The organism is Pseudomonas sp. 1121_17 (genome assembly GCF_052850745.1).
Map to the genome: position 1 here is coordinate 333147 of NZ_VXCX01000002.1, position 13419 is coordinate 346565.

Genomic DNA, 13419 nt, shown 5'->3' on the forward strand with positions numbered 1-13419 from the left:
TGCGCTTCTCACTACCAGGCTCGATGAGAAGGAGGACTATAACCAAGGCGATCTCCCATAAGATTTCGATTGAAGAAACTGCAGCATATGGCGTTTAAACCGATACCCCAGGAAAAATCTGAACACACGGCTACGTTCCTGAACGCCATACTGCTTCATCAGCTGAACAGTTAGCTTCGGAAACGGGATGAGGAACTCTCCTTCCTTCAGCCTGAAAGGAGCATCTGCGCCGCCTGAAATTTGGTTTGCGCTTGAACATTGGAGTAACCAATGATTGGAAAACCAGACTTTCCGGATTGCTAGCGTGCTGGCATCTAACATCTGACGCGTCTGGTTCTGAGCCAGATACGGAATGTTATGTGCTTGTGCTAGAGACACACGATTCTTGCCTTCGCCTGCCTGAATAAAAGGGAAGGGCTTATACCAGTGCGCCAGCGCCCCGATACGCGTGCTATCTTTCGCTGTGTCTTCATTAAACTCTGCAAAAAGCTCGAGCGCTTCTTTGCGGCTTTTTTGAGCGTGCCCTTGCCATGGGGCACCTGCGACCAGATTTGCAGATATTGATATTAGTTTCTTGTCATCTTTCGTAAATTCATAAAAAGGGCTGACCAGTAACTCGGCAAAGGCATCTGCCATCAAGACGTAGTTTCCACCAAGAGATTTGTTCCTTGGCACAGGGATGCCCAATTTGATGAGATCAGCTGTTGCAGGATGAGTTGCCCAATTGCTGCCGGCCTTTTCGATTGAAGCCTTGAGAGCGATAGCGTCGCGGATAACAGCTTCTGCTTCTTTCGCCGCCTTATCCAGTTCCATTACGTAAACTGGCGCACCAAGCGCTTGGCTTTGCTTTTCGTCCTTTACAATTGAGACTTTCACATACTGCTCCAAATCAACATTTTCTCAAAAACTCCACACGTATTGATAGACGCACGAAGAACAAGTGCTACACGATTCATTGTGATAGATAGGCTTCAGCTACAGAGGCGATCAGGCCCGGTTACAGCCCGGGCGCGGTCAATCAGGACGTACCTACTCGCTCACCGACACTTGGATTCTGCCCGGCCATGGGGTTTCCTGCGCGGTCACGCCCTCAGGGGTGGGAACAAGTGACCATATGCGTGCTTCGATCCCATCATTCTAAAGTTTTCGCATGAAGTAGCGGGCCTGAAGGGCATCGTGGGTGGCGATTACTACCTGGAAGCCATGATCAATGATGTAGTCCTGAAGCACATCAAAGACTGACGCCGCGTGCGCCAGGTCATGATGCGGGGTAGGGTCGTCCAGAAGGAGTCCGCGCCACGGAGACCACTGATGCTCTAACGCCATTGCAGTCACGCAGAACATCAGCGGCCTTTTTTACACGTCGTTCGGCTTCGACGACATTTGGGTCGATAGCCGCCAGAGCCTTGGCGACACGCTCATGTAATGCGACCGCGCCATGCTCTTCGCCACACAACGGGCAATCACCGCGGTTGCTAGGCAAGCAGGCTGGCCAAGTCACCTACCTGAATCGCGTGCCAAGACCGATAAGGGCAATAGTGTCCACTTATTTTTAAGCGGACGTCATCGCCCTTATCGGAACGCCAAATGCGCCAGCGGCAACAGGCTCATTTTCTCCAGTGCCGTCAGGCGGTCTGAAAGTTCCTGTTGGTACTGGGCCCCATCGCTATGCTTTATAGCCAGTCTTGCGTGTTCTATCGCGTCGGGTATGTTCCCGAAGTGCCTTAAACAGCGGCTCACCATGTCAAAGTACGAAGCAAGATTCTTGGCTGCTCGCTCATCACCCTGAGCCCCAGCGAGAGCGGCCCGAGCCGTTTGAAGGGACTCTGGGAGTTGTAGGGCCAACTCTGCCTCCGCACGGCGGTAGAGGACCCAGTGGTTGACGTCTTTCGATGGTAAGTCATCAATTAAGCGCAACGCACGATCCGGCTGGCCAGCAATTGTGAAAACTTTTGCAATGCCGCGAGTGGCATACGAATCCGGTACCTTGTCCGCGAGAAGTGTTTCAGCGTAAACAACGCTTAAGCCTGACAATCTTCTTGCCAGCGCCTCATCTCCCGACCGTTGCGCACTCTGCGCCACATTGGCTAACGACTCACTAACGCTGAGCAAATGCTTCTTGCCAATCGAGGCGGGTGAGACTTCAAACATGTCTCCTACGGCGCTAACGAGCGCGAAGCTGACACTCGGGTGCCGGTAGCTGAATTTCGAGGTAAACGCAAAAAAGGCATCATAAAACTGGTCGAGCCCTTCGAGCGCTGCTTGGCTGATCACCTCGCCAAGCACCTTGATGGTGTTTTCGTCTCCATTCAATTGTTCAATCAGTACAGGGTAGGATCGTAGACTACTTAACGCTGCCATCGCCACACGCAAGGGCACGGCGGCTGGATCGTCTAACATTTGCGTGACCAGACGATGTAATGACCGCTGCCCGGCCGCCTTGGCCTGCGGGGTGGCTTCGTATTGCGTGCCCAAATGCGCAATTTGACCATGCGTCGCATGCCAAGTGGGCTCCAGCTCCAGCAACTGCTCGAACGTTGATAATGCTTGGTCAACCTTACCGAGGCGGCGATATGTCTTGCCCAGATGATGCAGAAGCTCCGCTTCGTTTCTGCCCACAGCGTTGCCCAAGGCATGCTCGTACTCCTTAGCGCAGACCGCGTAGAAGTTAGGCCGATCCTGGTGGTTTAGGGTGTAAGCGTACTGCTCACGCGCATCAATCGTGGCCATAAGCGCAGCCAAGCTTCCGTCAGGAATAATCGGCTTGCTTGCATAGCTTCCAAAGACCTCATGCTTGGTCTCTTCGATCTGCAGCAATGCGTACAGCAACCAATCGGGGGCACGCTCTCCACGTCGATTATGCTCCGCCAGTAGTTGGGCTCGGGACAAATGAATCTGCCGCAGCGCGGACGGAGACATCTCTCCTTGAAGTTTATCGATGTAGCGCTCGACTTCGCTGACCATATCTTTTGAACTGTCAGCCGTTCGAACGGCTTGGCACACCAGATCATGGACAACCAGAACACCAGGTACACTCGCCGGTGATAGGAACGCCAACTTCTGAAGCTCCGACTTTGGCACGTTACGAATGAAGTGGTTAAGAAATCCGCCGTCATGCATTGCCAGGCCAGAATTCGCAATCTTCTCCAGAGCGGCTAGGGGCGCACCATTCAACCGTCTCAGAATGCCTCTAAGGATTGAAACGCCGTCGTTGCCGCTAAGCACCTCCGGAGACGCCAATACGTCTTCGTAGAACTCATCGCGTTCTATGCCCTGAGATTCAATGACGCTTCGGGCCGTGGCTAACACCAAAGGCAAAAAAATACACGCATCCACAAAGCGCTGGCTAATTTCACGTGGTTGCGCAGGATCTTCGCCGAGAATACGCATAGCCACTTCCCTGGACAGCCGGGGTAGGGGCACGTGCGACCGCGCATCAGGAACGGCGATCTGCGATGTCACGATCACGACACCACCTTTTCCGAATCCAGTCTGCAGCTCCGCGAACACAGTCGGATCTACGGCTTGATCAAGACGGTCGACTACCAAGATGGTCTTGGCCGAATTAAAGCTGCCTACCACGTTCAGCGGCTTTCCGCCGCGCACACGGGTTACCGCAGAAAGCGAGGTATCGGGATGCCAATCGCCGCTGGCGAGCCAGATGTAGTTATCAAAGTTCTCTTCTTCATGGTGCACGAAGTCGATAGCTGCCTGTGTCTTACCCGACCCACTCAAGCCATGCAGTACCGCTACTGAACGACCTCCGGCAAAGTGATTGCGCAGAGCGGCAAGGGCAGACTCATTTGACTGATGATTAGCGCACTGGGCAGGGAGGCGGCCAAAATATTCGAAGTTGTCGAGTGCTTGGCCGAACTCGGGAAAAAAGGCTCTGAAAAAGGTCGCTGCGTCCGGCCGCTCGCCGGCGAGGTCGTAAATTCGTCTGGCGATCTCCCGCGCATCGAGGATGATGAGCGCGTCTCCCAGCTCTTGCGCTAAGGTGGTGCTGTTGAACTTTGCCCTGAAAGAAGGAATTTCTTCTTCGGTAGACATTAAATAGATCTTGGTTGCACCGGTGCGAGGACGATGCTTTTCTGCGCTTCGTACATCCTGCTCAATTTTCTGGTACACCGTTGCATTTCCGATGCCGGTATCCTTGAAATAACCAGACTCGGTGCTGTACTGGGCAATGATCGTCGAATCATCGGAGAACGAGTCAACGGTATACCCGACAAACTGGTAGTCCTTGTTGATCCCGTGATGCACGAGTCTCTTATTTTCCAGGAGCTCGACCAATCCATGTCCGACCAGCTCCAGATGCATAGGATCCAGTGCCGAAATCTCGTCAATCAATCGACTGGTAATGCGCTTCTTGATTGATTCGAAAAGCATCGGCAACTCCATTCCTGTCTGAATTGCGCGAATCTTACCGCCGCTCGGTGCGTGATTGCGGTTTATTTGCATCAGCTTGAATCGCCCAGAGTTTCCTGGACGCTCCCAAGGGCCCACACAGCGCGCCAGCTGGCTAGCGGACGCCTTGATCCTGATTCAGTCTATAGGGACCCGCGCGCCCATGAACTGTAGCCCATTCACCGTACCCACCACCTTCAGTGATTGGTTAGCCAGTGTGGCTGAGTTCTGACCGGCGCACGGAATGTAACGGGTGACGCACCAGGACAGGTACTGCTTCAGCAAGCGCAGGTACTGATCACGGGTACCCGGATCGACATGCGGAAAAAGTGCCGTTTCAGCTTTGCCGATTCGGGCGACCAGGTTGTCGGCTTGACGGCTGCTTTCGAACTAGATGGGCAATTGAATAAGGTGTCGACATCTACAGAGCAGATTTTGCAAGCCCTGCGACGACTGATGACAAATTTTCCCCTCCCGAAGAGATTCTGATTAGTGGCATAATGGAAGCATAAGCAGCTAAGGGAGCTAGCATGAGCACCACCATTCAGATCCTCCACGCTTCACATGGCGACTGCATTTTCCTGCGCCATGAACAGGACGGAAATACATTCAACCTTCTGATTGATGGCGGCCCCCCTGATACATTTGGTCAATTATACGGATACGCTAAGCCCCTTCGCTTGCTTCTTGAAGAATTAAAGGCAAGAGGAGAGTTTATTGACCTGGCTGTAATCACTCATGTCGATGACGATCATATTGGCGGCTTCCTAGAGGCCATGTCATTTGATGATTATCTGCCTTCTCTAGTTAAAGAATTTTGGTTCAACTCATATGGACTTATATCTTCTGAGTACGGTGAATTAGATACTAATAAAAATGAGGTTAAAGGTGTTGCCGGAACAGAAAAAAAGACTAGCATCACCCAGGGGGTGACACTAGAGGAAAAGCTCAGCCGGCTTAATTGGTATAAGCAGGTGATTCATAATGAAGTTTCACCGATTACCAGGTCAGGGTTGGAATTCACAATCCTATCCCCTTCAGTAAAGGCACTCAAAAGGCTTGGTAGAGCATGGGAGAGAGAATATCCTCCGGCAGAAAAAAAGACTGCAAAAAAAGAAAGCGATCATAAATTTCCCTTCTCGCACTTCTTAAATGGGGATCGTTTTAAGTCTGATCGGTCCATCCCGAATGGCAGCTCAATAGCGTTCATTTTGAGAATTGGGGATGTCAGGCTTCTGCTTTTGGCGGACTCATATGCAAGCACCGTACAGCGCAAACTGAAGTTGTTAGGATATAGCCCGAACAACCCACTGAAATGCAACCTTGTGAAAGTTTCGCATCATGGGAGTAAAGGCAATACAAGCCAAGGGTTACTCTCACTTATTTCCTCGAAAAAATATGTTGTTTCAACAGATGGCTCGATATTTGGGCATCCGGACAAAAGAACAATTGCAAGAATATTAAGCGCCCAGGCAGATAGCAATGTATATTTTAATTACGAATCTGTAATAAGAGGCATTTTGCAACCTGAAGACGCAGATTATGCGAACAGACTACATGTTTGTGAAGGAAAAATGGTAATTTAAATGTCCATTTATGAATTCATCAGAGAGCAAGCAGTCAAGGTGAACGGCGGAAGTGGTGCATTGGTTCACTGCCTCTCGGAGGACTATTCTTATGTGCTCACTGCGAAGCATACCCTGAAGCCACATAATAGAGTTGAAACTTGGAGTGGCAAAATTCTCGATGTTATAGGTGTATATTCTCATGCGGATGATTGCGCTTTATTAAAAATTCCACTTATTGATGATTTGCCACTCAATCGATATAAAAATAATAGGCTTGATTATAAGGCTGAAGCGGTTTTCGCAGGATTCCCCGACTATCGCGCTAACGAAGCAACGCCTGAGGCGAAATTTCAAACCTATGATGGAAAAATAAAGCAATTTGAAAAGGGATTTTATTTAACGATAGATGGCCTACCAGCGAGAGGTCTCATAGAAGGAGCTTCTGGTGGAGGAGTATATCTTGTCGTAGGTGGAACGCCGTATCTAATTGGTATAGAGATCGAGATGGCCGGCCCTCAGCCTCAAGAACCTGGGGTTGTGCGGTGTTACGACCTGACAAGATATGATGAGATTGTTAACGAATACAACTTATCACCAATACTTCCTTCGTTCTTATCTTGTTTCAATAAAATAAGAGCTAGTACGTTCAATTACACTCTCAATAGCCCCAGAATACTCCAAGCCTTACGCCGGGAGCTCCACCGCAAGGCGTACAGCTTAGTTCAAGGGGGGATCCCTAAGCCCTATGAATTGCTAGCACTATATGACAAGTGCTTGATTGTTAATGGGCAGGAAGATGAGGCAATGTATGATTTAGAGCTTTGGTCTGCTTATGCCGAATACTTAGTTTTACATTCTTTATTGAATGATGCAGACATAATGGATCTCACCTATCTGAAAGGAATGGAGAGAGTCAGTAGGTTTGTTTATTCGAGAAGCAAAGATGCTTGGCTTCAAGACCTTAATAACATCATATCCTCTGCTCGAAAGTTACTTGATGATGGGGGTGTGTTGGTCGTCTCAAGTGGCGATGTGGGAAGCCCGCCGATCGCAGATAAAAATTTCATAAAATATTTAGTTGAAGATATTGCTGCGCCCGCTGCTGAGTATGATGACGATGATGGAGCACGCATTGATATGGGGATTGAGAGTGGCGATGTACCCTTTAGTTTTGCGCTATTAGGCAGCCTCCATCGGGAGTGTATAACGAGAAATGAACAAGCATTTCTGGGGCTAAACTCACTCCAGTTAATGGAGCTTTTTAAGGATAAATACTCCAATGAATTTAACAAGTGCAAATAGTGATCGTATCTCGGAGATTAAAGATAAATTCCCGGACTTCGCCTTTAATTTGTTTACGGCGGGAAATTCCGAGTTCATCAGTTGCATCGCATGCTGGGCCGAAAACTCGCAAAAACTTGAGCAAAACTGGAATGCAATTCAAAATGTGCTAGCGCTAGCTTACAAAGCGGAGAGAAAGGTTGCTAGATGGAATGTCTACATAGCATTCTTTTGCAAAGATTCAGTGAGTCGACCACTCAAGCTATTGATTGAAAATGATAAATTTACAGCTAGAAAATTAGTATTCGACTCATGCACTGATAGCGAATTTTGGCTGAAAGAAGAATTTGCTCTAAAGCGCCTAAACCATGAAATTTTTGAGGTCGATTTGGCAGTCTCAAAGAACTTTGGGACGTTAGTCGAGTACAAGCCCTCATCGCTTGTTTCGCACCTAAAGGATTACACTCGCGCGACTGCAGAGGGCAAAGTACAGATGATTGAACAGTTGTTAGCGGAGCATTGCGATCATGAAAATAAAGAAAGTTGAGGTTCAGGCATTCAGAGCATATCTAGAGAAAGCCAATGGAACATTTGATTTCATGGTGCCCGACCAAGATGGCGTTGATGTTCCCGCAAACTTTATTTCGCTCTATGCTCCGAATGGCTTTGGGAAAAGCTCTTTTTATGATGCAGTAGAGTGGGCTATGACCAATGGGTCAGAGCGTTTCAGTGATGGGGTATATGAGGCTGCCGCTCGCGGATCGAAGTTGGAAGATGAGGCACTTCGCATTCTGCGAAACACCGAAGCGCCAGACGATCTCGAAACTTTGGTCTCAGTCTCGACCACTGTTCAGGATTTTGTGCGCAGCCCAGGCATTATCCGGAAAGACAGTATTGATGTCGACTTTAAGGAAAAGAAGCTGGCCGAAGGGGCTGAGGCCTATCGAACAATATTCCTATCACAAGATGCGATAGATCATTTTATCCGTGGAGTCAATCCGGAAAGCCGTTACCAGACATTCATCGACGTCTACGGTGAAGAAAGCGAGCTGTTACGCCGGGAGGTACAGGCAGCATATTTGGGCGTGGGCGAGCAAATTGAGAAATGCAAAGCCACGGAAAAAAAATTATCTGCTGAAATAGAAGCCCCTTTAAACAATCATCTCGTTGAAACTTTTATTGAAGTTACTAATGAGTTAAGAGTGTCTGGAGTTTGTCTTCGAGCACTGCAAGAGACAATCGGCGATACGAAGCTCGACGAGCTAGCGGAGGAGTTGATTACATCGAGTTCGAAAGCTCAGCATGATCTAGAGTTATTAGCTGCGAGGGAACTGGCATTAAATGAGCTAGCAGAAGGGCTCATAAACAACATTAGTGATTCAGATGAGTTGGCTCGCCAGCTGACCAAAGAGCGAAGCTTGTTAGACGCGCTAGGGGAAGTAGGCAAAAGAGATGCTTTGCTGCAGGCGCAGGCCGAATACGTAACAGAAATTAACCGCCGTACAGACGAGCTTCAACGACTTGAGTCCGTGATCGCAGTTAGCGAAAAATATCGCTCGTTACACGGTAAAAAGTTAGCACTTGGAAGTGAGCTAGGCGCTCAAAACCTGGAATCTAAATCGCTCGAGTTGAAGCGTGATCAGTTTACCGCTCAGAGGAGGGAGTTGCTGAAGCGCCTTACGGATCTTCAGGAGCGAAAAGCCACATGGGATATACTCCGCTCTAACTCGATTAATATATACGAAAATATTGAAAGGTCGACAAAAGACCAAGTTGAGCTTGATGTTGGGTTGAGGGATTCTACAGCCAAAATAGCTTTGCTCATAGCCAAGTTGGCCGATCAGACGGATTCGCTTTCAGCTATAAATCAAATGCCTGAAGATGTTTTTGAAATGGGCATTAAGGACTTGGCATTGCTTGGTCTTGACGCTGATCACCATTCTGAGCTTCGAGCCGCTAGAGCTGAGAACGTGCTCATTGAGCGGAAGCTCGACACTATCAATCACGTGATACAAGATCTGGAATCTCAAGCTAACGCATTTGGAAAGCTTGCGGCAGTTGCGGGAGAGATTTTATCAAGTCATCCCGGCCGTAATTGTCCCCTATGTCAAAAAGATCACGGTTCTTTCGAAGCTCTTCAGGCTGCGATAGACAGTAATGGGAAGTTGCAAGGAGTTCTCAAGGAAAATTCCGATCGAAGAAGTGTAGAAACTGACAATCTTGCGAAATCTAAAAAACTGCTATCGGATATGGCAGCAGTGCTATCGAATCACAGGGAAAAAACAATTAGGCAGCTCGAAGTTGAGATACGAAGCACAACAGACGAGGAGTTATCTGCGAAGCGAAAAAAATCCTCGATTGAGGCAAGGCTAGCTTCGTTGAAGCAAGAGATGATCTTGAATAAAGCCATTGTTTTGAACTTGGCTCCGGATCAACTTTCAACTAAGATAACTGAGGAACTTAAGGGCTTTTCGGCTCAAATCGAAGCGAGCCAAGCAGAGTTAGACACAGTGGATAAAGAACTTGAGTCGCTCAGCTCGATAAAGGTCTCCACTTTTTCAAAAGCTTCTGACATTAACACGCAATTGACGCAAATTGATGCCGATCAAGATTACACTTTAGTCTTCTCTTTTCTTGAAGAATACAAATGTGATCCTTCAGGCACGGACAAAGACCTCGAAATTTTTACCGCCGAGCTAAGAAGTAAAATAAAAGATTTTGAAACTTTGTGGTCAGAGGCAGATGATGTCGTTAAGTCTATTAAAGAGAGTTTGGAGAATGCCAATCTGCCTGCAGATAGCCTATTAATTGAGAATGATCTTGACCTGTGCATTGCAAGGCTGTCTGAACTGCGCGGGAGAATAGAGTCTTACAGCTCGAGGTTCATAACGCTTTTAGGTGTGTCGCAAGCTGATCATGCAGACTATGAAGAACGTTTAGGTGCAGCAATAGAGGAAACGCTTGCAGGTAAACAAAAGGCAAATGACTCCTCTGTCAAATTAGGTGAGTTGCGAGCTTTGCTTGACTCTATCAGTCCTGTGATTAGCAGGGAGGTTGCCAGGAGGGAGATGGGCTCTACCATTCAGCGACGTGTCGAATATGAATCATTAAGAGAACAGATTGGGGCAGAACTCACCGTCATTAACGAAGTGCTAGAGCGCCAACTCGACACGGTTTTCCAAACGGATCTGATAAATGAAATATATAGAAAAATCGACCCCCATCCTAACTTCAGTAAAGTAAGATTTTCTTGCGGGTTTGGACTGAAAAATAGACCCACCTTGAATGTGATGGTAAGGGACAAGGAGTCGGAGAAAGAGATTTCTCCTTTGCTTTATTTTAGTGCGGCTCAGCTGAATATCCTGAGCCTGAGTATTTTTCTGGCGCGGGCGCTGAACGCCAAATCTCCCACGGGAGAATCGCTTGACCTCATCTTGATTGATGACCCAATTCACTCGATGGATTCTATTAATGTGCTATCGACTATTGATTTACTTCGAGGCATTGCGATCAATCACGACAAGCAGATAGTCATATCGACTCATGATGAGAATTTTTACGAGCTGTTGAAGAGAAAGGTTCCTGCAGGGTTGTGTCTATCAAAGTTCCTGAAGTTGAAGAGCTTCGGTCGAGTCGAGGTGGATGATTAAACAGTAATTTAGGATGGGATTCCGGGGCTTTGCCGTTGCTCAGAGCCGTGGTGCCTAACATAAGCGAGCCCACAGCCTGCAAAGCTTGGCTGCACCAGGGTGACACCTTTTGATTGCCTGCGGTATGAACTTTGAGAGTGATGGCCGGCGCTCAGTGGCCTAATGAAAACCTGAAGGATTGAAAGCGGCGCTCGAAGATCTGGTGCCTGCCGAACTGGCTGCCACGACGTCCGTAGTAGTATTGGATGTTTCCAATGCCACGCGGGCAGCGAAAGTGCGTAAGAATGGGGAGTTAGATAAGGCTGAAACCGCCAAACCAATGGCATCGAAGCACGTACCGGAGTCAAAAATTGAGTAACAATTCCGAAATAGATACTCAGCGCTTAGATACTGAGGCAGGATTCAAGCAGCTTCTAAAGACGGCGAGACGGATTGCCGAGATCAATCCGCGTGGCCTATCCGACCTCGTTCGAGCGATCCTCAGGCCGCTTCAGTCGGAGTATCTGTTATGTGTCGCCGAACGTGGTCAAGATGCATTTGAGAATATAGAGTCAATGTGGTTTTTTGGCGAAGCAATTCGTGACCGATTGTTTTCTGCCGACGGAATGTCCTGGCGGGGTGAGAGCTTGCCCAGTCAATCATTCCTCATCAAACTAGCAAGTCATATAGTGCTTCCTTGGCCTTGGAGTATGAACAGCTATGTCAGCGCGATCGCTACTATTGGGTCTGGCAAAACGTCTCACAATCGACAGGAGGCCAGCCGAAGGTGCCTTCGCGAATCACAGGGCGCCTGGGTGCAGGATGACAACCATCGAATAGAACTATGGTTGCCCTGGGGAATAGGATTCGTGAATGGGGGAAATCATTCAATTACCGCTGGTGTCCTAGCGGGTGAAGGCGAGGTGATACCCGACAAGGTCTACGACATGAGCTTTTTGCTTGATGATCTTCATTGCGACGGCCGATTTTTTTACGACACCAACACTGGGCTCGTAGCCTCGGCAGTCAAAGACGCAAGAAGGGCGGCCGTTTTTGAAATAGGCCGGATGATGAGAGAATTTGACTGTCCTGCTTTTAACTGCACGTAGGGCCACGTCAGCTCAATCGCCTTTACGTGGTCTTCATTCGAGATGTGTGCCGGTAAGGAAGATGTGGCGAACGACGAACTAGCCAAGTGAGAATACTACTCTGGTGATGTTACCTTGCTCCATTTCCAGTCCAACATCACTTGAATTGGTGTATACCGCACCTTCTTTGACCCTGAAACGGTAGTGACGGGCAGCGCCTTTTGACGTTGGGATGTAGGTTATCTCCGTGAGTTGCTCCATTAGCCATCTGTCCTCGCCATTCATGGCGGGCGGCGTAGCTAGCTGAATTGACTCGATTGTTATACTCGCAGATTCGGCCAGGCTCAGCTCCTCGAGCGTCTGCACGTCGGAAATCATCAACATGTGTCGCGAGCTGGGATCGCCAGATTTGAAGGCCGTGAGGTAAAACCACGGAAGCAGGATTATCTGCTCTACACGCGACCACAGCTGGAGGTCCGGCTCCAGCTTGGAAGACAGGATCATTGCATCTCGCTGGTAGGTTCTAAACATGAAAATACCCCCGAAATGAACACTATAGGTTGTAGCCCTATAGAGTGCAAAAAAGGCCTTATCTTCCCATTTGCGAGTAAAGCAAATGGAAGTAAAAAAAGCCTTCGGGTTAGCGCTTCGCGCCTTGCGTATCAGCAGGGGGTTAACCCAAGAGGATTTTTCTTTAGTGAGCAGCCGTACATTCTTAAGCTCGCTGGAAAGAGGTATCAAAGGTGCGACCTTAGAGAAGGTCGACGAGCTGGCGGGCACAATGGGGGTGCATCCGGTTTCGGTCATCGTGGCCTGCTATCTTGAAAAAGACCCGGACATCAAGCTGGAAGATATCTTTGAGCAGGTCCGTAGCGATCTTGGGTAATACGAAACGCCCATGCGGGGCTATAATTTTCTGAGGCAGTGCGCCGTGCCAATAGCCAATCCCGATAGGGCTGTAGGTCTGCGGCTCGTGATGATAGAAACGACGCTCCCCAAAGCTAATCAAAATTTCCGTCCTAACCTGGATCGCCTGCTTGATCAGGCTTTACCAGACAAATGCGAACAACCGTCTGCCTATCGCTTTCGTAAGGAGTCCATCACGTCTTCGACATCCACGCCTTTCAACAAGCACGTTTGTGCGATCACGGAGAGGGCTTCGTAGAGCCTGTCGCGCTGTGTAATCAAGGTGGCATTTTCAGCCTGTAGATGAGCAATGCGCTCTTCGAAGCTTCTCCGCCGGCGGGCACCGTCCGGATCTATTCCGCTTTCCTTCAGTTGTGCGATACGGGCGGACTCGATCCGCCGACCACGATCACCTACTAAGGTCGCACGGCTTGTCAGGCCCAATCGACGCTGCACTTCGGCGCGTGAGATCGGCGCGAGCTCCAATCCCAAGCTAACCATTTGGGCGAGGAGGGCGTCGATTGCCTCGTCCAACGTGCC

At 49.0% G+C, this 13419-nt stretch carries 10 protein-coding genes and 1 pseudogene; 6 read left to right on the top strand and 5 right to left on the bottom strand.

Going from position 1 to position 13419, the window contains the following annotated elements:
• Positions 1-36 precede the first annotated feature (36 nt).
• The 3 genes and pseudogenes from FW789_RS06400 to FW789_RS06410 form a co-directional block, all read right to left on the bottom strand.
• Positions 37-876, bottom strand: coding sequence for a hypothetical protein (locus tag FW789_RS06400; RefSeq protein WP_446431162.1), 840 nt, complete (start codon positions 874-876; stop codon positions 37-39).
• 153 nt (positions 877-1029) lie between these two features.
• Positions 1030-1329: pseudogene (locus FW789_RS06405) on the bottom strand (hypothetical protein); the annotation flags it as partial.
• A gap of 243 nt (positions 1330-1572) precedes the next feature.
• On the bottom strand, positions 1573-4389 hold the full coding sequence (locus tag FW789_RS06410; RefSeq protein ID WP_446431163.1) for a tetratricopeptide repeat protein: 2817 nt from the start codon (positions 4387-4389) through the stop codon (positions 1573-1575).
• Between the two features lie 548 nt (positions 4390-4937).
• On the opposite strand from FW789_RS06410, the gene FW789_RS06415 reads away from it, so the two are divergent.
• The 5 genes from FW789_RS06415 to FW789_RS06435 all read left to right on the top strand — a co-directional run bounded on the left by FW789_RS06415 (position 4938) and on the right by FW789_RS06435 (position 11994).
• Positions 4938-5993: a ComEC/Rec2 family competence protein gene (locus FW789_RS06415; RefSeq protein WP_446431164.1), complete on the top strand. Its 1056-nt coding sequence runs from the start codon at positions 4938-4940 to the stop codon at positions 5991-5993.
• Positions 5994-7277, top strand: a complete 1284-nt coding sequence (locus tag FW789_RS06420) for an ABC-three component system protein (protein ID WP_446431165.1) — start codon at positions 5994-5996, stop codon at positions 7275-7277.
• Positions 7255-7803, top strand: a complete 549-nt coding sequence (locus tag FW789_RS06425; RefSeq protein WP_446431166.1) for an ABC-three component system middle component 1 — start codon at positions 7255-7257, stop codon at positions 7801-7803. Before FW789_RS06420 ends, FW789_RS06425 begins: the two co-directional genes overlap by 23 nt.
• On the top strand, positions 7784-10906 hold the full coding sequence (locus tag FW789_RS06430) for a hypothetical protein (protein ID WP_446431167.1): 3123 nt from the start codon (positions 7784-7786) through the stop codon (positions 10904-10906). Before FW789_RS06425 ends, FW789_RS06430 begins: the two co-directional genes overlap by 20 nt.
• A gap of 350 nt (positions 10907-11256) precedes the next feature.
• Entirely contained in the window at positions 11257-11994 is a 738-nt protein-coding gene (locus FW789_RS06435) for a DUF6710 family protein (RefSeq protein WP_446431168.1), read from the top strand.
• Between the two features lie 78 nt (positions 11995-12072).
• Here the strand turns inward: FW789_RS06435 and FW789_RS06440 are convergent, their stop codons facing one another.
• The gene (locus tag FW789_RS06440) at positions 12073-12477 is read right to left on the bottom strand and encodes a hypothetical protein (RefSeq protein WP_446431169.1); all 405 of its coding nucleotides are present in this window, start codon (positions 12475-12477) and stop codon (positions 12073-12075) included.
• A gap of 112 nt (positions 12478-12589) precedes the next feature.
• Between FW789_RS06440 and FW789_RS06445 the strand changes: the two genes are divergently transcribed.
• The gene (locus FW789_RS06445; RefSeq protein ID WP_446431170.1) at positions 12590-12859 is read left to right on the top strand and encodes a helix-turn-helix domain-containing protein; all 270 of its coding nucleotides are present in this window, start codon (positions 12590-12592) and stop codon (positions 12857-12859) included.
• 191 nt (positions 12860-13050) lie between these two features.
• Here the strand turns inward: FW789_RS06445 and FW789_RS06450 are convergent, their stop codons facing one another.
• Positions 13051-13413 (bottom strand): hypothetical protein, encoded by a 363-nt coding sequence (locus FW789_RS06450; protein ID WP_446431171.1) that lies wholly within the window; start codon positions 13411-13413, stop codon positions 13051-13053.
• Between the last annotated feature and the right edge of the window lie 6 nt (positions 13414-13419).